Annotated in this window: 22 protein-coding genes and 2 pseudogenes; all 24 read right to left on the bottom strand. The window is 61.3% G+C overall.

Annotated features, from left to right (window positions below; genetic code table 11):
• Positions 1-270 carry a flagellar biosynthesis protein FliQ gene (gene fliQ / locus ACZZZP_RS07295; RefSeq protein ID WP_110618444.1) on the bottom strand — a complete coding sequence of 90 codons (270 nt, stop codon included), beginning with the start codon at positions 268-270 and terminating at the stop codon, positions 1-3.
• Between the two features lie 24 nt (positions 271-294).
• Positions 295-1,047, bottom strand: a complete 753-nt coding sequence (fliP, locus tag ACZZZP_RS07290; protein ID WP_463382280.1) for a flagellar type III secretion system pore protein FliP — start codon at positions 1,045-1,047, stop codon at positions 295-297.
• The gene (gene fliO / locus ACZZZP_RS07285; RefSeq protein ID WP_463536408.1) at positions 1,047-1,472 is read right to left on the bottom strand and encodes a flagellar biosynthetic protein FliO; all 426 of its coding nucleotides are present in this window, start codon (positions 1,470-1,472) and stop codon (positions 1,047-1,049) included. Before fliO ends, fliP begins: the two co-directional genes overlap by 1 nt.
• 26 nt (positions 1,473-1,498) lie before the next feature.
• Positions 1,499-1,960: a flagellar motor switch protein FliN gene (gene fliN / locus ACZZZP_RS07280; RefSeq protein WP_122496968.1), complete on the bottom strand. Its 462-nt coding sequence runs from the start codon at positions 1,958-1,960 to the stop codon at positions 1,499-1,501.
• Positions 1,961-2,018: 58 nt separating this feature from the next.
• Positions 2,019-2,984, bottom strand: a complete 966-nt coding sequence (fliM, locus tag ACZZZP_RS07275) for a flagellar motor switch protein FliM (RefSeq protein WP_122496966.1) — start codon at positions 2,982-2,984, stop codon at positions 2,019-2,021.
• Between the two features lie 39 nt (positions 2,985-3,023).
• Positions 3,024-3,581 (bottom strand): flagellar basal body-associated protein FliL, encoded by a 558-nt coding sequence (fliL, locus tag ACZZZP_RS07270; protein WP_122496964.1) that lies wholly within the window; start codon positions 3,579-3,581, stop codon positions 3,024-3,026.
• Positions 3,582-3,960: 379 nt separating this feature from the next.
• Positions 3,961-4,830, bottom strand: coding sequence for a flagellar hook-length control protein FliK (locus tag ACZZZP_RS07265; protein WP_463536407.1), 870 nt, complete (start codon positions 4,828-4,830; stop codon positions 3,961-3,963).
• A complete protein-coding gene (locus tag ACZZZP_RS07260; protein WP_463536406.1) occupies positions 4,809-5,261 on the bottom strand; it encodes a hypothetical protein in 453 nt (150 codons plus the stop codon). Before ACZZZP_RS07260 ends, ACZZZP_RS07265 begins: the two co-directional genes overlap by 22 nt.
• Before the next feature lie 154 nt (positions 5,262-5,415).
• Positions 5,416-5,775 carry an Hpt domain-containing protein gene (locus ACZZZP_RS07255; RefSeq protein WP_122496960.1) on the bottom strand — a complete coding sequence of 120 codons (360 nt, stop codon included), beginning with the start codon at positions 5,773-5,775 and terminating at the stop codon, positions 5,416-5,418.
• A gap of 30 nt (positions 5,776-5,805) precedes the next feature.
• The gene (locus ACZZZP_RS07250) at positions 5,806-7,509 is read right to left on the bottom strand and encodes a SpoIIE family protein phosphatase (RefSeq protein ID WP_463382278.1); all 1,704 of its coding nucleotides are present in this window, start codon (positions 7,507-7,509) and stop codon (positions 5,806-5,808) included.
• Between the two features lie 4 nt (positions 7,510-7,513).
• On the bottom strand, positions 7,514-7,819 hold the full coding sequence (locus tag ACZZZP_RS07245; RefSeq protein WP_122496958.1) for an STAS domain-containing protein: 306 nt from the start codon (positions 7,817-7,819) through the stop codon (positions 7,514-7,516).
• 89 nt (positions 7,820-7,908) lie between these two features.
• Positions 7,909-8,361, bottom strand: a complete 453-nt coding sequence (fliJ, locus tag ACZZZP_RS07240) for a flagellar export protein FliJ (protein WP_463382277.1) — start codon at positions 8,359-8,361, stop codon at positions 7,909-7,911.
• Between the two features lie 25 nt (positions 8,362-8,386).
• Entirely contained in the window at positions 8,387-9,745 is a 1,359-nt protein-coding gene (gene fliI, locus ACZZZP_RS07235; RefSeq protein ID WP_122496954.1) for a flagellar protein export ATPase FliI, read from the bottom strand.
• Positions 9,735-10,553, bottom strand: a complete 819-nt coding sequence (gene fliH / locus ACZZZP_RS07230) for a flagellar assembly protein FliH (protein ID WP_463382276.1) — start codon at positions 10,551-10,553, stop codon at positions 9,735-9,737. The genes fliI and fliH overlap by 11 nt, the downstream gene beginning before the upstream one ends.
• Positions 10,554-10,561: 8 nt before the next feature.
• Positions 10,562-11,577 (bottom strand): annotated as a pseudogene (gene fliG, locus ACZZZP_RS07225) (flagellar motor switch protein FliG).
• Positions 11,570-13,366, bottom strand: a complete 1,797-nt coding sequence (fliF, locus tag ACZZZP_RS07220) for a flagellar basal-body MS-ring/collar protein FliF (RefSeq protein WP_463382275.1) — start codon at positions 13,364-13,366, stop codon at positions 11,570-11,572. The pseudogene fliG and the gene fliF overlap by 8 nt, the downstream one beginning before the upstream one ends.
• A 72-nt stretch (positions 13,367-13,438) precedes the next feature.
• Positions 13,439-13,768 carry a flagellar hook-basal body complex protein FliE gene (gene fliE, locus ACZZZP_RS07215; protein ID WP_122496946.1) on the bottom strand — a complete coding sequence of 110 codons (330 nt, stop codon included), beginning with the start codon at positions 13,766-13,768 and terminating at the stop codon, positions 13,439-13,441.
• Between the two features lie 683 nt (positions 13,769-14,451).
• Complete coding sequence (locus ACZZZP_RS07210; RefSeq protein WP_463382274.1) at positions 14,452-15,600, bottom strand: acyl-CoA dehydrogenase family protein; 1,149 nt, start codon at positions 15,598-15,600, stop codon at positions 14,452-14,454.
• Between the two features lie 142 nt (positions 15,601-15,742).
• On the bottom strand, positions 15,743-18,247 hold the full coding sequence (locus tag ACZZZP_RS07205; protein ID WP_463382273.1) for a TonB-dependent siderophore receptor: 2,505 nt from the start codon (positions 18,245-18,247) through the stop codon (positions 15,743-15,745).
• Positions 18,248-18,360: 113 nt separating this feature from the next.
• Positions 18,361-19,314, bottom strand: coding sequence for a FecR domain-containing protein (locus tag ACZZZP_RS07200; protein ID WP_463382272.1), 954 nt, complete (start codon positions 19,312-19,314; stop codon positions 18,361-18,363).
• Complete coding sequence (locus tag ACZZZP_RS07195; RefSeq protein ID WP_277342763.1) at positions 19,311-19,820, bottom strand: sigma-70 family RNA polymerase sigma factor; 510 nt, start codon at positions 19,818-19,820, stop codon at positions 19,311-19,313. Before ACZZZP_RS07195 ends, ACZZZP_RS07200 begins: the two co-directional genes overlap by 4 nt.
• An 87-nt stretch (positions 19,821-19,907) precedes the next feature.
• On the bottom strand, positions 19,908-20,507 hold the full coding sequence (recR, locus tag ACZZZP_RS07190) for a recombination mediator RecR (protein ID WP_122451451.1): 600 nt from the start codon (positions 20,505-20,507) through the stop codon (positions 19,908-19,910).
• Positions 20,508-20,897: 390 nt separating this feature from the next.
• A pseudogene (locus ACZZZP_RS07185) lies at positions 20,898-21,222 on the bottom strand (YbaB/EbfC family nucleoid-associated protein).
• A gap of 27 nt (positions 21,223-21,249) precedes the next feature.
• Entirely contained in the window at positions 21,250-21,726 is a 477-nt protein-coding gene (locus ACZZZP_RS07180) for a DNA polymerase III subunit gamma/tau C-terminal domain-containing protein (protein ID WP_463536405.1), read from the bottom strand.
• Positions 21,727-21,773: the final 47 nt, after the last annotated feature.

The following is a 21,773-nucleotide window of genomic DNA, read 5'->3' as shown; positions in this document are numbered from 1 at the left end:
TTAGCCGATCAGGAACGGAATGTTGGTGTAGAGGTTGGTGATGTATTCCATGAACGAGCGAATCAGCCAGGGGCCCGCCCAGATCAAGGTCACCAGCATCACCAGCAGGCGTGGCAGAAAGCTCAGGGTTTGTTCGTTGATCTGCGTGGCCGCCTGGAACATGGCGACGATCAGGCCGACCACCAGGCTCGGCACCACCAGAATGGCCACCATCACGGCAGTCAGCCACAGCGCTTCGCGAAACAGGTCTACCGCTACTTCTGGGGTCATGTGCGTTCTCCCGGCCCGGCTCGGCTAAGTGCCGCCGAAGCTGCTGGCCAAGGTGCCAATAATGAGGGCCCAGCCGTCGATCAACACGAACAGCATGATTTTGAACGGCAGCGAAATGATCAGCGGCGACAGCATCATCATGCCCATGGCCATGAGGATACTGGCGACCACCAGGTCGATGATCAGGAACGGAATAAAGATCATAAAGCCGATCTGGAACGCCGTTTTCAGCTCCGAGGTCACGAACGCCGGCACCAGAATGGTCAGCGGCGCCTGGTCGGCGGAGGGAATGTCGGTGCGCTTGGACAGCCGAATAAACAGCTCAAGATCCGAGGAGCGGGTTTGCGCCAGCATAAAGTTCTTAACCGGCACTTCGGCCTTAACGATGGCATCCCGCGCGGTCATCTGCTCGTTCAAATACGGCTGCAAGGCGTCGCGGTTCACCTGATCGAACACCGGCGCCATGATGAACATGGTCAGAAACAAGGCCATGCCGGTGAGAATCTGGTTCGACGGCGTCTGCTGCAAACCCAAGGCCTGACGCAGAATCGAGAACACGATGATGATGCGGGTGAAGCTGGTCATCAGCATGACGAACGCGGGAATAAACGTCAGCGCGGTCATCAGCAGCAGAATCTGCAGGCTGACCGAATACTCCTGCTGTCCTGCCGGGTTGGTGGTCATGGTGATGGCGGGCATGGTCAGCGGATCGGCCGCCAGAACCAGAGGTGCCGCCAGGCTCAACCCAATCGCCAGCAGCAGGCGCAACAGACTCATCACGGTTTGTCCTTCTGATCCTTGCCCAACAGCTCCATCAGGCGCTGGGCGAACTCCGGCGTGGCGGCTTGGGGGTCGGCCACGTAAACCGGCTCTTTCAATGTGTGCAGCGGGGTAATGCGCCCGGCCGTAAGGCCCAGCAGAATTTGCTCATTGCCCACCTGCACCAGCACCAGCCGCTCACGCGGGCCAAGCGGTTGGCTGGCAACCAGTTTGATCACCTGGCCGCCGCGCGGGCCGATCTGCTGCACGCGGCGCAGCAGCCAGGCCAGCACGAAAATCATGCCGATCACCAGCAGCAAACCCAGCAGCACCTGAACCAGCTGACCGCCCATGCTGCCTTCGGCCATGGGCGTGGCCAGGGTTTTGCCCGGCTCGGCCGCGCTGGCCAGCAGCGGCAACGCCGCAGCCAGCAGCGCCGCCAAGCGGTGGGAAACAATCTGTTCATGGTTTAGCGCAGCTTCTTGATGCGTTCGCTTGGGCTGATCACGTCTGTCAGGCGGATGCCGAACTTCTCGTTGACCACCACCACCTCGCCATGGGCGATCAGGGTGCCGTTGACCAACACGTCCAGCGGTTCACCGGCCAGGCGATCAAGTTCGATCACCGAGCCCTGGTTGAGCTGCAACAGGTTGCGGATGGTGATTTCGGTGTTGCCCACTTCCATGGAAATGGACACCGGAATGTCGAGAATCACATCCAGGTTCGGGCCTTCCAAACTCACCGGCAGGTTGTTTTTTGGCGAGCTGGCGAACTCTTCCATCGAGGCGCGCGGCGCGCTGCTTTCGCCGGCGCTCTGGTTGAGCATCGCGTCGATGTCGTCCTGGTTCGCGTCACCGGCCTCAGAGAGCGCAGCCGCCCATTCGTCTGCCAGTGCCTGCTCTTCCGGGGAGGTTTCTTCTTCGTCTGCCATGTGTTCCTCGCCTTGCGTTATTCGGTGGTGCTAATGGGTTTTAAGCTGGCGGCTTCGCTCAGCGTTCAATCGGTTCCAGCACCTGGAAGGCCAGGTTGCCTTTGTGGGCGCCGAGCTTGACCTTGAAGGCCGGCACGCCGCTGGCCCGCATGATCATTTCTTCGGGCATGTCCACGGGAATCACATCGCCGGGCTGCATATGCAGGATGTCGCGCAGCCTCAATTGACGGCGCGCGATGGTCGCGGCCAAGGGCACGCTGACGTCGAGGATGTCTTCGCGCAGGGCCTTGACCCAACGCTCGTCCTGGTCGTCGACATCGGACTGGAAGCCGGCGTCGAGCATGTCGCGAATCGGTTCGATCATCGAATACGGCATGGTCACGTGCAGGTCGCCGCCACCGCCGTCCAACTCGATGTGGAAGGTCGACACCACCACCACTTCGCTGGGGCTGACGATGTTGGCCAGCGCCGGGTTTACTTCCGAGTTCATGTACTCGAAGTTCACATCCAGCACCGCGTGCCAGGCTTCCTTGAGGTCGATAAACGCCTGGTCGATAACCATGCGTACCACGCGCAATTCGGTGGGGGTGAATTCCCGGCCTTCGATCTTGGCGTGACGGCCGTCGCCGCCGAAGAAGTTGTCCACCAGCTTGAACACCAGCTTGGCGTCGAGAATGAACAGGCCGGTGCCGCGCAGCGGTTTCATCTTCACCAGGTTGAGGCTGGTCGGCACGTACAGCGAATGCACGTACTCGCCGAACTTCATCACCTGCACGCCGCCCACGGCGACGTCGGCCGAGCGGCGCAACAGGTTGAACATGCTGATACGGGTGTAGCGCGCGAACCGCTCGTTGATCATTTCCAGCGTGGGCATGCGCCCGCGCACGATGCGGTCCTGGCTGGAGAGGTCGTAACTTTTGACGCTGCCGGGGATGGCGGCGTCTTCGGTTTCCACCGCGCCGTCGTCGACACCATGCAACAGGGCATCGATTTCATCCTGGGATAACAGGTCTTGGACGGCCATCTGCGTTACCTACTGAAAGACGGTGACTGAATAACGGGTTTATTGCAGAACGATATTGGTGAACAACACTTGCTCGACCGTGGTATCGCCCACTTCTTTCTTCGCCAGTTCCTGCACGCTGGCAGTGGCCAACTGACGGAGCATTTCCTTGCCGACCGGCGTCGTCAGGTTGTCAAAATTCTGCCCCGAAAACAGCAACACCAGGTTATTGCGCAGCACCGGCATATGGGCCTTGAGCGCGTCGACTTTATCTTTATCGCGCGCCATCAAGGCGACGCTGACCTGCATATACCGCTGGCGCCCGTTGACGTTGAAGTTCACCACAAAGGCTGGCGCCAACACTTCGTAAATGGCTTCTTTCTTCAGCGGTTTGCCGTCCGGGCCTTTGCCCTCTTCGGCGCCGCCGTGCTCGCCTTCCTTTGCCGCTTCGGCAGCCGGCGCGCTCTTGTGCATCAAAAACCAGGTGGCGCCGACCGAGCCACCGATGGCGATCAGCAGGCCGACCACAATCAGGATGATCAGCTTCAGCTTGCCCTTGCCGGGAGGCGGTGCGGAGCCATCGGCCGCCGGTGCTGCTGCTTTTTCTTTCTTAGCCATGCCAATAATCCATCACTGATCGGAAATCTATCCGTGTTCAAAGGGTTAGGAGCAAGTGTTATGCCAGCTTGCCAGGCACGAGTGCTAACAAGCTGTTTGCACGACAATTGCTGCCAGCAGTAGAGCAAACATAGCGGAGGACGCTCTGGGAAACTACCTACAACACAGACCGTTTACTGCAATTGCTCATCCATTACATGTCTGAAGCCCAGCTCCAGCGTTGGTTCTAACGCAACGGGGCAGCGATATATCAGCCGCGTCTGGCGCTGTCACTGAAAAAACGCGTCAGAAACGACAACGCCCGCTTACCGAATCAGTAAGCGGGCGTTGTCAGTCTAGATCACATGCGCCTGGCGACCCGGCCGCCGCCAGTGTCAGCTTAGGCGTAGTAGTCCACCAGACCACGGCCACCGGTCACGGCGCCGTTGCTGCGAATTTCGCTGGTGCCGACGCTGATCTCTTCATCGCCCCCACCGAAACCGCTGTTGCTGGAACCACCACGGCTCTGCTGACCATCGCCGCCGTTCTGCCCGGCCCAGCCGCGGTTGAGCGACTGATCAGACACGTTGACGTCCATGGTCATGCCCTGCTGCGTGAACATCTCACGCAGGCGGTGCATGGACTCTGTCACCGCATCGCGTACCGCCATGTGCGGGCTGGCGAAGGTCACCTGGGTAGCGGCGTCCTGAGCCATGTTGATGCGCACTTCCAGGCGGCCAAGGTCTGGCGGATCGAGCTGAATGTCGGCCGATTTCAGGTTCTGGCTGGACATCCACATCACTTTGTCGACCACGTCTTCGGTCCACACGCCCTGCTGCATCGACACCGGCGCGCCTGGCACCAGCGGCGTGCGCTGCGCCTGGGTGACCTGCTGATTGACCGCCTGATTCAACGCGCTGAGCTTGTTGGCAAACGAATCGCTGGGCAGGTCGGCGTTGCTGTCTTTTAACGCCTCGATGCTGTCTTTGCCTTTATCCAGCAAACCCAGCTCGTCGGTAATCTGGCTTTCGCCGCCTTCGGTTTTGCCCGTCAGCTGCGCCATGGCAGCGGCGAAATCCTGGCCACCGGTTTGCCCAGCCTGGGCGGCGGATGGATTGCTGCCGCCCTTCTGATTCGCCGCTTGCGCCTTGGCCGCCAGGTCGAGCACCAGGTCGACGCCCGGCAACTCGCTCATGGCATCCACTTGCGGGTCGTGGCCGGTGTCTTCGGTCTGCGTGATTTGTGGCGTCACCATGCCGGTGAGCGACAAAGGAATGTCGAGCGTTTCTTCGCCCTCCCCGTGGTCGGCAGCGCCGTGTCTTCGGTGGTCGGCTGCTGCATCTGCTGCCCGGCCATGGCCAGCAGAATCATCGGATCGATTACCGGCTCGCCGACTGCCGGCTCGGTCGGCAAGGGATTGCCGCTATCGGCAACGGCCGGCTCGTCCGTGGTTGCCGCTGTAGCAGTTTGCTCGGCGGGTTTGCTGTCGTCAGCCTTGTCGTTGGACTTGGCATTTTTGGACTTGGCGGCCGCTTCATTACGGTCGACAGCCTTGTCCTGACGCTCCTTGGCATACACCTTGGCGAAGCTGGAAGCATCGTCCTTGCTGGGCTCGGCCTGTTTAGGCTGAGACTTTGCAGGCGCTGCTTGCGGCTTGGCCACAGGGGCGGAATTCAGAAGTGGATCTGAGGCAACGGACATTTAGCACTCTCTCCGTGCGGGTGGGTCGTGATGGAGAGATAGCAAGGGATGGGCCAACTTTGCGTCGCCCGTGTTTTGCGTAGGAGCCAGCTTGCTGGCGAACCGTGGAAAAGGCGCTGAACGAGGTTTGCAGGGTTCGCCAGCAAGCTGGCTCTTACAACGACGAAAACCGCTGACGCTCGGACTTCAGCAAAATGCGCACAATGGCGAATTCCCGTTCGATCTGCTCCAGCACCGCAGGCGCATCCGCCAGTACGGTGGCGCTGCGCGAATCGTCTTCCAATTGCTTGCACAGGTTCGCCAACAGCGGCGCGCCCATGTTGCTGCAGCTGCCTTTAAAGCTGTGGGCCGCCAGGCGCAGTTCGTGGGCATCGTTGTTGGCGAGGGCTTGGTGCAGCAGGCGCAGGCGTTCTTCGGAGTCGGCGATAAAGGTATCCAGCAGCAAGGGATACTCAGCCTCCATGATGTCCTGTAGGCCGGCCAATACCGCACTGTCGAGATGAATGTCAGCCACCGGAACGCTCCCTGAGCAAAACGCTCAAGATTATGCCTGATCGATCCACGAGAACTCCACGCTCACCCCGCGTCCGTCGTCTGCCCAGGTGGAGCGGTCGGTAAGTCGGCGGATCAAGCTCAGGCCGCGCCCTGACAAGCTCTGCGCGGTGCGCTGGCGTTCCAGAATGTTTGACACATCGAAGCCTGGCCCGCTGTCTTCGACCTTGACCACCAGGCGCCCGCCGTTGGCTTCGGGCAGCAGTTGCAAGTGAAAGCGCACGTAGCCGTGGTCCAGCTCGGCCAGGCGCAGGCTGCGTTGGCGGTAGTACTCGGCAAAGCCGGCAGCATCGCATTTGAGCCGTGAATCCAGGCCCAACACGCCGTGTTCAAGGGCATTGGAGTACAGCTCGGCGAGCACGCTGTATAACGCGCCACCCTGAAAGCGCAGGCCGTGCACTTCCAGCAGCAGTTGCAAGAGGAACGGCAAAGGATTGAAGCGTTTGAGGGTTTGCGCGCGGAATTCGAAGCTGGCGGCCCAGTCCAGCGGGCTGCTGTGGCCGTTGTCGACAAATGCCAGCGCCGGGCGCGGCAAGGAGTCGGGTTCGACCATGCACACTTCAACCATGCTGACGTCGTCATGCGCCTCACCGCGAAAGGCGGTGAGCGCTTGCTGGATTTCCTCAAACAGCAGGTCGGGTTGGCGATTGGCAGAGAACACGTTCAGCAGCCGCGACTCGCCAAACATCTGCTCGCCCGGATTGGCCGTTTCCAGCACGCCATCGGAGAGCAGGAACACGCGATCGCCCAGCTCCATCGGATAGATTTCGCAGGCGTCTTTGAAGTCCGCCGGGTCCAGCACGCCCAGCGGCAAATGCCGCGACACCAGCGGCAGGCGCTCGCCGGTGGCGATGCGATGCAGGTAACCGTCCGGCAAACCGCCGTTCCACACTTCGCACACGCGGCGCTGAAAGCTGATGTTCAGCAACGTGGCGCAGCAGAACACGCCCACCGGCAAAATGCGTTTGAGCTTGGCGTTCACCTCGCGAAGAATTTCCGTCAGCGAATAACCCTTGGCAGTCATGCCGTAGAACACTTCGGCCAGCGGCATGGCGCCGATTGCGGCCGGCAAGCCGTGGCCGGTGAAGTCGCCGAGCAGCACATGCATACCGCCCGACGGCTTGAACGCGGCCAGCAGCAGGTCGCCGTTGAACACCGCAAACGGCGATTGCAGGTAACGAATGTTGGGGGCGTTCAGACAGCCCGAGTGCGCCACTTTGTCGAAGACCGCTTTGGCCACGCGCTGCTCGGTGAGCAGGTGCTCGTTGTGCCGGGCAATCAGGTCGCGCTGTTCCAGCACCGTGGCCTGCAACCGGCGCAGGCGGTCCATGGCTTTGATTTTGGCTTCGAGAATGACGCGGTTGTAAGGCTTGGCCAGAAAGTCGTCGCCGCCAGCGTCGAGGCAGCGCACCAGTGCTTCGCCCTCGGTCAGCGAGGTGAGAAAGATGATCGGCACCAGCGCTTCGCCGGCCTTGAGTTTGATCCGTCGCGCCGCCTCGAAGCCGTCCATCACTGGCATCAAGGCGTCCATCAGCACCAGGTCAGGCCGCTCCTGCTCGAACATCGCCACCGCTTCCAAACCATTGGCGGCGGTGATGACGCGATGGCCCTGACGGCTGATGATGCTCGACAACAACATGCGGTCGGCCGCGTTGTCTTCGGCAATCAGTACGGACAGGCGCGGATCCAGCGGCATGGTGTCAGATGATCTTGAACAGCTGTTCGAAGTTGGAGATCGCGAGAATTTTGCGCACGTCGGCGTTGCAATTCACCAGGCTGATCTGCGCGTTGTCGCCACCGGCATGGTCACGCAACAACAGCAACATGCCGAGCGCCGAGCTATCCAGATAGGTGGTGTGGTCCAGGTCGACCACATAGCGTTTGGGCGTTACGTTCACGCGCTCGTAAGAGTCGCGAAACGCCTGATGGGTGCCAAAATCGAAACGTCCTTGAATGCGGATGGTCAGCTCTTGCCCGTCGTCAGACGGTAATGAAGTGATGGCCATGAGAAGCTCCCCTACCCCAAATGAATCTGGTTATTTATAAATAAGAAAAAACAAACGGTTGTGGCTTTTCCTCACTCTAGCAGCTGAATTCAATCACGCTCACGTTGCAGTAAACGCTGTGATAACTCGTCGAGTAATTTCTGCTCGCGCTTGTCGGCGGCCACCCGCGCTTCGTCCATGTACTTCTGCACCAGCTTGCGCAGCCCTTCGAGCCGCGCGTATTTCTGCTGCCACAACTCGCGGGCCTTATCGAGGTTGGTGCGGTGCCAGTCGACGCTCTGGTTCTGCTGTTTGATGGCGGTTTCCAGCTGCGCCAAAAAGCGCTGGTAGTTCATCATCCACTGCCCCGACACGCCGTTGCGGCCTTCGGTAATCCACTGCTGCTGGTAATCGCCCAAGTAGCGGTGCAAATCGCTGAGTTTGCCTTCGGCCTGGTTCATCAGGGTTTGGCATTGGCCCAGGGCCCGTGCGGCTTCACGCTCTTCGCGTTCGGCCATGTCGACCACCGGGGCCAGACGTGACGCTCTGCTTGGCAACGCCATTTAGTACAACGTCCTTAGCAACCCATCAGCGCGGCGGCGCGGGTGCGAATACCGCTGCGAGTGCGTCTTTGCTTTGCTGCAGGCTTTCATTGTCGTTAAGCCCCTGGCGCAGGTAATTGACCATCGCGGCGTGCCGGGAAATGGCCAGGTCGGTTTCCGGATCGCCGCCGGGCACGTAGGCGCCAACGCTGATCAGGTCGCGACTTTGTTGGTAGCGCGACCACAACTGCTTAAAGCGTTGGGCGTTGCGCATATGGTCGGCGTCGACCACCGCCGGCATCACCCGGCTGATGGACGCTTCAATATCAATGGCCGGGTAATGCCCTTCTTCGGCCAAGCGCCGCGACAACACGAAGTGGCCGTCGAGCACACCACGCGCCGAGTCGGCGATGGGGTCTTGTTGGTCATCACCTTCTGACAACACAGTGTAGAAGGCGGTGATCGAGCCACCACCGGCTTCGGCATTCCCGGCGCGTTCCACTAGCTTGGGCAGCTTGGCGAATACCGACGGCGGATAACCCTTGGTGGCTGGAGGCTCACCGATGGCCAGGGCGATTTCCCGCTGCGCCTGGGCGAAACGGGTGAGCGAGTCCATCAGCAGCAATACGTTCTTGCCTTTGTCGCGGAAGTACTCGGCGATGCGCGTGCAGTACATGGCGGCGCGCAAGCGCATCAACGGCGCGTCATCCGCTGGCGAGGCGACGACCACGGAGCGCTTGATGCCCTCCTCGCCCAGGATGTGTTCGATGAATTCCTTCACCTCACGGCCCCGTTCACCGATCAGCCCCACCACGATGATGTCGGCATTGGTGAAGCGGGTCATCATGCCCAGCAGCACGCTCTTGCCCACGCCGGTACCGGCAAACAGGCCCAGGCGCTGGCCGCGACCGACGGTCAGTAAGCCGTTGATGCTGCGAATACCCACGTCCAGCGGCGTGTCGATGGGGTGGCGATTGAGCGGGTTGATGGTCGGGCCGTCGAGCGGCACCCAGTCTTCGGCTTTCATGCCGCCCTTGCCGTCCAACGCCCGCCCGGTGCCGTCGAGCACCCGGCCGAGCATGGTCATGCCCATCGGCAAGCGGCCGGAGTCAGGCAACGGCACCACCCGCGCGCCCGGCGCAATGCCGGCCAGACTGCCGACCGGCATCAAGTAGATTTTGCCGTCGCCAAAGCCCATCACTTCGGCTTCAACCTGCACGGGGTGATAGCTGCCGTTGTTGATCACCAGACAGCGGCTGCCGAGCGCGGCGCGCAAGCCTTCGGCTTCAAGGGTAAGGCCGACCATGCGCAACAGACGCCCTTCAACGATCGGCTGGGCCGGCAACTGGATCGCCTCGCTGTAGCCCGCCATGCGTTTGGCGAAGCTCAGGCGCTCAAGTCGCATGAATAACCTCTGGCGCGTCGCCGTCCAGATCAATCTGGATATCCGGTTCGGCTGGCGAGGTCGCCTGTTCGCGCTGCTGCTCGAACAGTTGCTTGAGCATCTGCGCCAGGCGGGTTTCGATCGTGGCGTCGATTTGCGATTGCTCGGACTCCACGCGGCAACCGCCGGGCTGCAAGGTTTCGTCTTCGAGAATGCGCCAGGTTTCTTCATGGCGATCACGCAGGGCTTTGATCAACTCGAAATCCTGCGGATGAATATGAATGCGCACATTGGCCGCGCCCATGGGCAGCAGCTTCAGCGCCTCGCGCAGCACTTGGCGGATTTGCGTGGAGTCGATGGTCAGCTCGCGCTGCACGACTTGGCGCGTCATTTGACTGACCAACTGCACCAGCGCCACTTCGAGCTTCTGGTCTTGTTCGGCGATGGGATCGAACAGCTGCGCCATGACCTGTTCAAGGCTGGCCACTTTAGCCGCCAGAGCGGCGTCGGCCTCTTGTTTGGCTTTCACCTGCCCGGAACGGAAGCCGTCTTTCTCGCCGGTTGAGAAGCCCTCGTTGTAAGCCTCCTGGCGGATGACCTCCAACTCATCGAGCGTCAAGGGTTTGACATCCTCGATCTGCACCTCTTCGCCCTGGGCGTTCACCTCCGGCTCAGGTGCGGCGGAGGCGGCGCTGTCTTCGCTGGGCGGCGGCGTCAGCGGTTCGGCAGGCTGTTCACCTTCGGGGTCGAAACTGGGCAGCGCCCAGCGGGCCAAACCGCTGACGTCTTTGGCGCGAATCAGCTCGCTGGGACCTTCCTTGTTGCTCATGCTGTGCCTTAAACCATTTCTTCGCCGCCTTTACCACCGAGGACGATTTCCCCGGCTTCGGCCATGCGGCGGGCGATGGTGAGAATTTCTTTTGCGCCGCTTCGACGTCGCTGACCCGCACCGGACCGCGTGCTTCGAGGTCGTCGCGCAGCAGCTCGGCGGCACGTTTGGACATGTTCTTGAAAACTTTTTCCTTGATCGCTTCGTCGGCGCCTTTGAGTGCCAGCACCAGCACGTCGGACGACACTTCGCGCAGCAGCGCCTGGATGCCACGGTCGTCGACGTCGGCGAGGTTGTCGAACACGAACATCAGGTCTTCGATCTGCGAGGACAAGTCTTCGTCGACTTCGCGGATCGAGTCCATCAACTGGCCTTCAACCGAGCTGTCGAGGAAGTTCATGATGTCGGCCGCGCGCTTCACGCCGCCCATTGTGGCGCGCGAGGTGTTGGCGCTGCCGGAGAATTGCTTCTCGAGAATCTGGTTGAGTTCTTTGAGCGCCGCCGGTTGCACGGTGTTGAGCGACGACACGCGCAGCACGATGTCCAGACGCACTTTATGGTCGAAGTGGCCGAGCACTTCGCCGGCCTGGTCGGGGTCGAGGTAGGCGACCACGATGGCTTGAATTTGCGGGTGTTCGTAGCGAATGACGTCGGCCACCGCGCGCGGCTCCATCCACTTCAAGCTGTCGAGGCCGCTGGTGCTGCCGCCGAGCAGAATGCGGTCGATGAGGCTGCCGGCTTTGTCTTCGCCCAGCGCCTGGGTGAGCATTTTGCGGATGTAGCTGTCGGCGCCGACGCCCACGCTGGTCTGGTCGCCAACGGTTTCGACGAACTCGCCCATCACCTGCTCAACCTGCTCTTTCTGCACGTTGCGCATGTGCGCCATGGCCACGCCGACTTTTTGCACTTCCTTGGGCCCAAGGTGACGCAGCACCTGCGCGGCGTCGGTCTCGCCGAGGGAGAGCAATAGAATCGCCGCTTTGTCGACCTTGGTCAGCTTGGCGGGGGCGCGGTTGTCATTCATCGGCGTTGATCCACTCTTTAACCACTTGTGCCACGCGACCCGGGTCTTCAGCTACCAGACCTTTAATCGCATTCAGTTGCGCATCATAACCTTCGGACGGACTCGGCAGCATGATGCTCGCGGGTCCACCAAGGCTTACACGATCAGCGGACAATTCGCCGTCCAACCCGCCCATGGCGCCCAGGTCGACATCGCCGCCGTGGCCGTCATTGCCCAGCGCATTGTTCTTGCCGCCACCGGTAATGTTGTTCAACACCGGACGCAGCACACCAAATACCAGTACCAGAATAAACAGCACACCCAGCACTTGCTTGACCACATCCCAGAACCAGGGCTGGGTGTAGAACGGAATCGACTCGATTTCTTCGCCCTGACTGGCCGCGAATGCCGAGTTGATCACGCTGACGCTGTCGCCACGGGCCGCATCGAAACCGACCGAGTCCTGCACCAGGCGGGTAAAGCGCGCCAAGTCGGCGGCGCTCCACGGCGTGCGCGTGGTCTCGCCGGTCTGTGCGTTCACGTTCACCTGATCGTCCACCACCACCGCGACAGAAAGCCGACGCAAGCGGCCTTGCTGCTGCTTGGTGTGGCTGATGGAGCGGTCCAGCTCATAGTTACGGGTGGCTTGTTCGCGTTTGTCGGCCGGATAAGGCGCGAGTTTAGGCTGGCCAGTGGCCGGGTCGACGATCTGCGTGCCGTTGGCATCGAGCAGTGGTTGCCCAGCGGCAATCGGACCGGCTGGCGCAGGCGCAGCGGCGGCCGCTTGTTGCGGCGCAGAGGCCGGGCCTGGCGGCTGGTTGCTGACAGCACCGGGAATACCCTGCGAGCCGGCGGCGCTGGAGCGCTCTTCATTAACCTTCTGTTCGCTGCGCAGCGCTGGCTGGTCGGGGTTGAACATTTCCGACGTCGACTCAACGGCGCTGAAATCAACATCGGCCGACACTTCAGCCTTGTAACGGCCGGCGCCCAACACCGGTTGCAGAATGCTGTCGACGCGCTGGCTGAACATGCCTTCCATGCGGCGGCTGTAATCGAACTGCTTGCCGGCCATGCTCAACTCGGACAGTTCTTGCTGGTCGGACAGCAGGTTGCCTTTCTGGTCGACCACCGTAATTTGCGATTTGCTCAGTTCCGGCACGCTGGTGGCGATCAGGTTAACGATGGCCATCACTTGACTCGGCTCCAGCGCACGGCCCGGATACAGCTCCACCAGCACCGAGGCACTAGGCTTGCGCTCATCACGCACGAACACCGAACTTTTCGGGATCGCCAAATGCACGCGGGCCGCTTTGACGTTGTTCAAGCTCGACACGGTGCGCGCCAACTCGCCTTCCAAACCCCGGCGATAACGGGTGGCTTCCATGAACTGGCTGGTGCCCAGACCTTGCTCGCCGTCGAGAATTTCAAAACCGATGTTGGCATCACGCGGCGACACACCGGCCTGCGCCAGTTGCAAGCGGGCACGGGACACGTCGCTGGCTTTAACCAGCAGCGCGCCAGAATTCGGTTCCATGGTGTACGGAATATTGGCGGCGGTGAGGGTTTCCGTCACTTGTTTGGCGTCCATCCCTTCCAGGCTGCCATACAGCGGACGGTAATCCGGCTGCTGCGACCACAGCACCACGGCAAAGCCAATGGCCACGCTCGCCGCCAGACCGACCAAGAGGCCGACCTGCCGGAGCATGGTCATCTGCGACAGGTTATCCAAGAACGCCAAGCCGAACAGCGGCTTCTTGGGCTCGTTGGAATCTGCCTTGACGGGTACGTTGCTGATCGCTGCTTCTGCCATGTCTTAACTCACTGTTGCGTCTTGCTGCTTAACCCGCTGCGGGCCCTGAGTTTGCTGGATAACGCCAACCACTCAGACGGGCATTTGCATGATGTCCTGGTACGCCTGAACCAGCTTGTTGCGCACCTGCGTAATGGCCTGGAAGGACACGCCGGCCTTCTGCGAGGCGATCATCACGTCAGTGATATCCACGCCGCTCTTGCCGATTTCGAAGGCTTCGGCCAGTTGGCTAGAAGCTTGCTGGGTTTCGTTCACCTTGTTGACCGCCTGCCCGAGCATGTCGGAAAAGCTCGGCGCCCCGACTTCTGCCGGTGCTGCCGCGACTTTAGGACGGGCCATGGCCTCCATTTGCATGGAGCGCATTTCCAACATTAGGCGATTGAACTCGACACCCTGACTCATGACGCTTCTCCGGTGACCGCAGGTTTTTTGACGCAATGCGGTAGGTAACCAGGTGATTGCAACAAGGGTGCCAAAAGAGGAAAGGGACTACAGGGTTTGAGGATTGGGATGGTTTCGTTGGTAAAACCACCCTCCCCTGTGGGAGCGGCTTTAGCCGCGATGCTGTTGGTTTCTGGCCATAAGCCAAAAGCGAAACCCAACACTGCGGGGGTGGGTGTGATTAACGACCGGAGATTGGTCCGAAACTCTGGATCCCGAATCGTCGGACCGCCGCATTCGCGAGGATGACGGAGTTTTTCTTAAGTTCACCGTCATCCTTGTGGAGGGCCGCCTTCGCGGGAATGACGGAGTTTTTCTTAAGCCCACCGTCATCCTTGTGGATCCCCGCCTTCGCGGGAATGACGATGGTCTCTACGACGACACCGTCATCCCCGCGCAGGCGGGGATCCAGAGTCTCAAGCCAAGCGCAAAACTGAAGTCGGGTTAGCTCGTAAGCCAATGGCGAAGCCCAGCACTAGCTTTGATTAGCGACCAAAGACCCATCCGAAACTCTGGAATCGTCGCACCGCCGCCTTCGCGGGAAGGACGGAGTTTTTCTTAAGCCCACCGTCATCCCCGCGAACGCGGGGATCCAGAGTCTCAAGCCGAGCGCAAAAGCCGAAGCCGGCGTTTTAGCCCCAACCCTAAATCCCCATCTGCTTACTAATAATCTCGTTCATCACCTCCCGCGTCCCTCCCCCAATAGAAAGAATGCGGTTATCCCGATACAGCCGCTCCACTAAGCTCTCGCGCATAAAGCCCATGCCCCCCGCCACCTGCACCGCGTCATAAACGATGCGATCGGCAACATCAGTGGCGAAGTTCTTGGCCATGGAAATTTCTTTAATCACCGACTTGCCCGCCGCCATCTTCGCCGCCTGGCGGTAGGTGAATTCGCGGGACACTTCCAGCTGCGTGGCCATTTCCGCCAGGCGGTGTTTCAGCACCTGGAATTTGCCGATGGGTTTGCCGAACGCCTCGCGCTGCCTGGCCCAGTCGAGGGACTCCTGCAACGCCAGCTCGGCAGTCATGTTGGCCATGATCGCCAGCGCCAGCCGCTCCGACTGGAAGTTGGCCATGATCCCGGCAAAGCCCATGTTCTCGGCGCCGATCAGGTTGCCCACCGGCACTTTGCAATCGTCGAAAAACAGCTCGGCGGTGTCCGACGCCCACCAGCCCATTTTCTTCAGTTGCCGGCCCACGGTGAAACCGGGCGTGCCCTTTTCCACCATCAGCAAACTGACGCCGCCGAAGCCTTCGCCGCCGGTGCGCACGGCCACGGTGTAGTAGTCGGCGCGTACGCCGCTGGTGATAAAGGTTTTGCTGCCCGTCACGCGGTAAACATCACCGTCGCGCACGGCGCGGGTTTTCAGGCTGGCCACGTCGGAACCGCCGCTGGGTTCGGTAACGGCCAGCGCGCAGATTTTCTCGCCGCTGAGCACTTGCGGCACCACGCGGTCGCGCACGTCGGGGCGGGCCCATTTGAGAATCGGCGGCAGGCCAATATCCAGCGAGCCCAACCCCGCGACCAGGCCACCGGAGCCGCAACGCATCAATTCCTCGCTGGCCGCCACCTTGGCGAACAGATCGCCTTCATGGCTGCCGCCGAACTGTTCCGGATAACCAATCCCCAAAATTCCCGCCGCCCCGGCTTTCAGGTACAGCTCGCGAGGAAAGCTTTCCGCCTCTTCCCACTCCGCCACATAAGGCAGGATTTCGCGCTCAACGAACCGGCGTACCGAGTCGCGAACCAGTTGGTGCGAGTCGTCGAAGTATTCTTGAAAGGCAGACATGGCGAGCTCTCGGAAAGGTTTGGCCGACCTTACCGAGCGCTTGCTTGGTTTTCAACAGGGAACAGGCGGCAGTTCGGCCAAAAGTCGAGATCGTGGCTCGCCATTGGGTTGAGCCGCAGGCGAAGCCCAACAGCTGGCCCAATCAAAACTTCTGAATCACCGTCGCCATCACGTTGCGTTCTTCGCCGTAGTAGCAAAAGTTGAGGTTGCCGCACGAGGCCACGTATTTCTCGTCGGTGAGGTTGTTGGCGTTGACGCGCACAGACGTGCCCTTCAACCCCAATTCGGAAAAGTCGTAACTCACCGAAGCGTCATATAGCGTGTACGACGGCACATAAACGGTGTTCTCTGCATCCGCCCAGCTTTTGCCGACGTAGCGCACGCCAGCGCCTACACCGAGTCCGGCCAGCCCGGTGCCGTCAAAGCGGTAATCGGCCCACAGGCTCGCCATATGCTTCGGGGTTTGCGACGGCGTGTTGCCCTTCACGTCGCTCTCCACGCCGAAGCTGTCAAAGCTGAAGTAGCTCTTGGCGTACTCGACCTTGGTGTAGGTGTAACTGCCCAGCAGGCGCAGGTGATCGGTGATGTGCAGACGCCCTTCCAGCTCGACGCCTTTGGATTCCACCTCGCCGGCGTTGCGGTAGAAATTCTCGTTGGCCAGCTTGGTCGCCACGTTTTCCTGACGGATGTCGAACACCGACAGCGTGTACAAATCGTCGGTGTCGGTCGGCTGGTATTTCAGCCCCACCTCCCACTGTTTGCCTTCCGACGGCTCGATCAGGCTGCCGGCCGCATCGCTGTAGGTAGACGGATTGAACGACTCGGAATAGCTGATATATGGCGCAATGCCGTTATCGAACTGGTACAGCACGCCCGCGCGGCCGGTGACTTTGCTGTCGGTCAGCGAATTCTCGGTGCCGGCCGGACGGTTCACCAGCCCGGTGCTGGCGCTGAATTCATCGACGCGGTTTTCTTCCGACACGTCAAACCAGTCTTTGCGCAGCCCCAGCGAGATATTCCAACGGTCGAGTTCGATCAGGTCCTGCACGTAAGCGCCGGTCTGCTCTTTGCGGCGCAGGTAGCTATTGAGTTGGAAGTTGGGTGTGAAGGTGACGCTGTCGTCGCCGTATTGCGGGTCGAAGGCGTTCAGCGTACTGGCCGTGCCGTAGGGCCAGTCGACGACGTTTTTGATCCGCTGGTAGTCCAGGCCGGTGACCACGGTGTGCTCGGCGGCGCCGGTGAAGAATTCGGCTTGCAGCATGTTGTCGACGATCCAGGAATGCAGCTTCTCATCCGCTGCGGAATATGGCCGGTACAGCTCGTCCCCCGCCGCGTAGCCGTAGGCGTAGACCTGTTTCTGCTCCAGGTCCGAATCCAGGTAACGGAAGTTTTGCCGCACGCTCCATACGTCATTGAAGCGGTGCTGCAACTCGTAGCCGAACATTTGCTGCTCGCGCTTGGCAGTGTCGTTGTCCGGTTCGCCTTCGAAAAACGAGGTGGAAATGCGCTTGCCGTTGCGTGTGTACAGCGTGCCCGAGGCTGGCAAACCGCCGTGGTAGCCAGCTTGCGGGTCGCTCTGCAAATAGGCGTAAACATTCAACGAGGTGTCTTCACTGAAGTTGACCAGCAGGCTGGGCATCAGGGTGTAGCGGGTTTCCTCGGTGTAGTCGAACTGGGTGTCGGTGTCTTTGGCAAAGCCCACCAAGCGGTACGCGATGTTGTCGGTCAGCGGCCCGGTGGAGTCGAAGCCCAGCGCTTTGTAGTCGTGGCTGCCGGCGGATAGCTGCACCTCGTTGCTGGCCTCGAACTTCGGCCGCTTGGTGGTCAGCGCCACCAGGCCGCCGGGGTTGCTGCGGCCGTACAGCACGGAAGACGGACCTTTGAGCACGTCGATGCGCTCGATGAAGTACGGGTCGACTTGCAGGCTGCTGTAGGTGCCGGCGTCGCTCATCGACTTGAGGCCGTCGACGATGATGTTGTCGACCGAGCCGTCGTTGAAGCCGCGCATGGCCACGTAGTCGTAGCGATGGGTAGCGCCGTACGGATTGGTCAGCACGCCGGGCACATAACGAATAGCTTCGGACACGGTTTGCGAGCCCTGATCGTCCATTTGCTCGCGGGTAACCACCGACACCGACTGCGAGGTATTCACCAGCGCCTTGCTGGTTTTGGTCGCCACGCTGCTGTGGGTGGCGTTGTAGCCTTCCATGCTGCCGAGGGCGTTGCCCAGGGCGAACGCCTTCACCGAAGCTGCCGGCAACTCCACCGCCGCCCCGCTATCGCCGCCACTCAGGCTGTAGCCGCCCAGGCCGTCGCCAATTACGCGCAAACCGCTGCCCGCCAGCAGGCGATCGAAGCCTTCGCTGACGCTGACGCTGCCTTGCAGGCCCGGCGTGGTTTTACCTTCGGTCAAGCGGCCGTCCACCGACAGCAGCACGCCCGCCTCGGCAGCAAAACGGCTTAATGCGGACGACAGCGGCCCGGCCGGAATCTGGTAACTGCGTACGGTTTGCTGGCTGGCCGGCACGTCGGCGGCCTGGACCACAAGCGGCGCCATGACCGTCATGGGAAGTGCAAGCAGCGCCAGGCGCACAGCCGGGCGCAGACGGCGGCTGGTGACAGCTAACGGGAAGGTATTCGAAGCCATGAACTGTTCCGTTTGGTGGGTGGCTGCACGCGTTGCGCATGCCCTATGCACCTGAAGCCAAGCGAACGGCAAAAAGGGGAACCGCCGATTGAATATATTTTTCCGGCGCGGTGCTAGGCCGGCTCAACGGTGATCCACCAGGGCGTGCGCTGGCGAATGCGCACCGGCAGACTGGTTTGCAAGGCGGCGAAAATTTTCTCGCGGTCGGCCAGCGGATAAGCACCCACCAGGCGTAAATCGGCAATACCCGGATCGCAGCCCAGATACCCCGGCGTGTACTCGGCCAGTTCGGAAATGAAATCGCCCAGGCGCATGTTGTCGGCCAGCAGCACGCCCTTGCTCCAGGCTTGGCGCCCGGCCTCGGCGAGCTGCACCGCGCCATCGCCTGAAGCGCCGAAACGCAGCTGTTGGCCGGCCTCGATTACCCGGATTGCGCCGCCCGCTGCCGGCGTAATTTCTACCGCGCCGTTGAAAACGCTGAGCTGGGTGATGCCCTCGCCCTGACGCACGCTAAAGCGCGTACCGAGCGCCCGCAGACGCCCTTGCCGCGTATCGACCACCAGCGGGCGCAAGCTGTCGTGGGCGCTTTCGAGCAACAGCTCGCCACGGAACAACTGCACGCGACGCAGGCTGGGGCTGTAGTCGATGTCGGCGGCGCTGTTGCTGTTGAGCCACAGCTGCGTGCCGTCGGCCAGGCGCGTTTCGCGCACTTCGCCGACCGCCGTACGTTCGCTTGCCACCCACGCTTGCAAGGTACTGCGGCGAACGGTGGCCAGGCCTAACACGCCGCCACCGCAGAGCAACGCCAGCATGCCAATCGCCCGGCGCCTGCTCTGGCCCGCGACGCTTAGCGCCTGGGCGGCTGCGCGGCGGCGCTCGCTGGGCAAGCGTTCAAACTGGCCGCTAATGGCTTGTACCCGCTGCCACGCGGCGGCGTGGTCCAGGCTGGCCGCCAGCCACAAACGCCACGCTTGGCGTTGATGCTCGCTGACGCCACCGTCACTCAAGGTGGCAAACCAGTCGGCGGCCTGTTGCAGCACTGCATAGTCGAGCGTCGGCGAAGTCATGCGCCCTGCTCCAGCATCAGGCAATGCAGCATGGCCTGCGCCATGTACTTTTTCACCATGCGCTCGGACACCTGCAAGCGCGTGGCAATGGCGGCGTAGGTCAGGCCATCCAGCTGCGACCACAGGAACGCCTGGCGCACCTTGCTCGGCAAGCGCAGCAGCATGGCGTCGATGGCCAGCAAGGTTTGCATAATCAATTCGCGCTCCTCCGGCGAGGGCGCGTAGTGCTCGGGCTGGGCGGCCAGGGCGTCGAGATAGGCGCGCTCGAGGGCTTGGCGGCGCCAGAAGTTCACCAGCAGCGAATGGGCGATGGTCGACAAGTAAGCGCGCGGCTCGCGCAGCGTCGGCAGGTCGCTGTCTTTGCTGAGCACGCGCAGGAAGGTGTCTTGAGCCAGGTCCGCCGCATTCTCGGCGCAGCCCAGACGCTTGCGCAGCCAGCCGCTCAGCCAGCCATGATGCTCGCGGTAAAGCTGCTGCAGGGATTGCTCAGCGGTGTGTGACTGCACCTGAAGATCCATTGCTCAAGATTAATGCGCAAATGGTAATTCTTCTCAAGCGCGAATTGCTAGCTCTAGATGTGCTGCCCTGGAAAACTACAGATTGATCGGCCGCCGCCCCGCCAGCGCGTGCGCCAGGGTGCCGCCATCGACCAGCTCCAGCTCGCCGCCCAGTGGCATGCCGTGGGCAATGCGCGAGGCGATCAGGCCTTTGTTGCTGAGCAACTGCGCGATGTAATGGGCCGTGGCTTCGCCTTCCACCGTCGGGTTGGTGGCGAGAATGACCTCGGCGAAACTGCCCGCCTCGATGCGCGCCAGCAGTTCCGGCACGCCAATGGCTTCCGGACCCAGGCCGTCGAGCGGCGAGAGATGGCCCTTGAGCACGAAGTAGCGGCCACGAAAGCCCGTCTGCTCGACCGCGTTCACATCCATTGGCCCTTCCACTACGCACAGAATGCTGTCGTCGCGGCGCGGATCCTGGCAGGTCTGGCAAATCGCATCTTCGCTGAGCGTGCGGCATTGCTGGCAATGGCCTACGCCCTCCATCGCCTGGGTCAACGCCTGCGCCAGGCGCAATGCGCCGCTGCGATCACGCTCGAGCATCTGCAACGCCATGCGCTGGGCAGTCTTCTGCCCGACGCCGGGAAGAATGCGCAGCGAATCGATGAGTTGGCGGATCAGCGGGCTGAAGCTCATGGGTGGGAATCCGGAATGAACAATGACGGGACATTAAAGCATCGAGGCTAAAGCCTCTCCCACAGGACAAAGGTTTCATTGTAGGAGCGGCTTTAGCCGCGATGCTTTTTTTGCATCAAGAGCATCGCGGCTAAAGCCCCTCCCACAAGACAATCGTTTCACTGTAGGAGCGGCTTTAGCCGCGATGCTTTTTGCATCAAGAGCATCGCGGCTAAAGCCGCTCCTACGGGATCAGCGCTTTGTTGTGAGGGAGGCTGCAAGCATCCGGCGTGCTCAGGCGATGTACAGGGCAAGGCCCGGTGAGCGAGGCCCCGCAGTGGGCTCAAGCCCATGAGGACGCCGAGCTCACCGGCAACGCCGCCCTGTGCATCGCATGGGCGCGTCGATCAATCAAAAAGGCATTTTGAAGCCGGGGGAGTTGCATGCCGGCGGTCATGCCGCCCATTTTCTCCTGGCTGCTTTGCTCCACCTTACGCACCGCATCGTTAACGGCTGCGGCGATCAGGTCTTCGAGTACTTCCTTGTCTTCCTGCATCAGGCTGTCGTCGAGGGTGATGCGTTTGACGTCATGACGCCCGGTCATTACCACGCTCACCAGCCCAGCGCCGGCTTGGCCGGTCACTTCGGCGTTGGCCAGTTCTTCCTGCATCTTGGCCATCTTTTCTTGCATCTGCTGCGCCTGCTTCATCAGGCCGGCCATGCCACCTTTCATCATGGGAATCACCTCACGTTAAGTAATGCTTCACGACGCCACGGGGGCGTCCACAGGCTCAATGGTGCCGTCGCGAATGGTCGCGGCGAATTGCTGAATCATTTCTTTGACCAGCGGATCGTCATGAATCGACGCCTCCGCCGAGCGCTGGCGATTGGCGCGCTTGCGGGCTGCGGCCTGGGCCGGGGTTTCCTGCTCAGGCGTGCGCAGCTCAATTTCCAGTTTGATTGGACGCTTGTGGTAGGCATCCAGCGCCTCGTTCAAACGCCGCTGCTGCGTTGCATTAAAGAGCGCGCTTTGGCCGGGGTCCAGGTGCAGGGTCCAGGTGTCGCCGTCTACCGCTACCAGGCTGCAGTTGGCGGCGATGCTGCCGGTGAGGCCGGTAATGCCCAGACGCGGAAACAGCTCCAGCCACTCGGCGGCCAGACCCGTGGCCGGTTTGGCGGCGAGGCAATGGCGCGAGGTCTGCCGGGGCTGGGGCGTCGATGCCCATGGAATCCAGCGCATCGAGGTAGGCGTCGGTTTCGCCTTCGGCAATGTAGTAATCGTCGTCG

This window comes from Pseudomonas sp. AC211 (genome assembly GCF_979258055.1).
Note: the sequence above shows the minus strand (reverse complement) of the source record. Positions and strands in the feature narration are given on the sequence as shown.

Bases quoted from the DNA above. Each gene is read 5' to 3' on its own strand.
- fliQ (WP_110618444.1), bottom strand. From the start codon at position 270: ATGACCCCAGAAGTAGCGGTAGACCTGTTTCGCGAAGCGCTGTGGCTG.
- fliP (WP_463382280.1), bottom strand. From the start codon at position 1,047: ATGAGTCTGTTGCGCCTGCTGCTGGCGATTGGGTTGAGCCTGGCGGCA.
- fliN (WP_122496968.1), bottom strand. From the start codon at position 1,960: ATGGCAGACGAAGAAGAAACCTCCCCGGAAGAGCAGGCACTGGCAGAC.
- fliM (WP_122496966.1), bottom strand. From the start codon at position 2,984: ATGGCCGTCCAAGACCTGTTATCCCAGGATGAAATCGATGCCCTGTTG.
- fliL (WP_122496964.1), bottom strand. From the start codon at position 3,581: ATGGCTAAGAAAGAAAAAGCAGCAGCACCGGCGGCCGATGGCTCCGCA.
- ACZZZP_RS07260 (WP_463536406.1), bottom strand. From the start codon at position 5,261: ATGTCCGTTGCCTCAGATCCACTTCTGAATTCCGCCCCTGTGGCCAAG.
- ACZZZP_RS07250 (WP_463382278.1), bottom strand. From the start codon at position 7,509: ATGCCGCTGGATCCGCGCCTGTCCGTACTGATTGCCGAAGACAACGCG.
- ACZZZP_RS07245 (WP_122496958.1), bottom strand. From the start codon at position 7,819: ATGGCCATCACTTCATTACCGTCTGACGACGGGCAAGAGCTGACCATC.
- fliJ (WP_463382277.1), bottom strand. From the start codon at position 8,361: ATGGCGTTGCCAAGCAGAGCGTCACGTCTGGCCCCGGTGGTCGACATG.
- fliI (WP_122496954.1), bottom strand. From the start codon at position 9,745: ATGCGACTTGAGCGCCTGAGCTTCGCCAAACGCATGGCGGGCTACAGC.
- fliH (WP_463382276.1), bottom strand. From the start codon at position 10,553: ATGAGCAACAAGGAAGGTCCCAGCGAGCTGATTCGCGCCAAAGACGTC.
- fliF (WP_463382275.1), bottom strand. From the start codon at position 13,366: ATGGCAGAAGCAGCGATCAGCAACGTACCCGTCAAGGCAGATTCCAAC.
- fliE (WP_122496946.1), bottom strand. From the start codon at position 13,768: ATGAGTCAGGGTGTCGAGTTCAATCGCCTAATGTTGGAAATGCGCTCC.
- ACZZZP_RS07210 (WP_463382274.1), bottom strand. From the start codon at position 15,600: ATGTCTGCCTTTCAAGAATACTTCGACGACTCGCACCAACTGGTTCGC.
- ACZZZP_RS07205 (WP_463382273.1), bottom strand. From the start codon at position 18,247: ATGGCTTCGAATACCTTCCCGTTAGCTGTCACCAGCCGCCGTCTGCGC.
- ACZZZP_RS07200 (WP_463382272.1), bottom strand. From the start codon at position 19,314: ATGACTTCGCCGACGCTCGACTATGCAGTGCTGCAACAGGCCGCCGAC.
- recR (WP_122451451.1), bottom strand. From the start codon at position 20,507: ATGAGCTTCAGCCCGCTGATCCGCCAACTCATCGATTCGCTGCGCATT.
- ACZZZP_RS07180 (WP_463536405.1), bottom strand. From the start codon at position 21,726: ATGCGCTGGATTCCATGGGCATCGACGCCCCAGCCCCGGCAGACCTCG.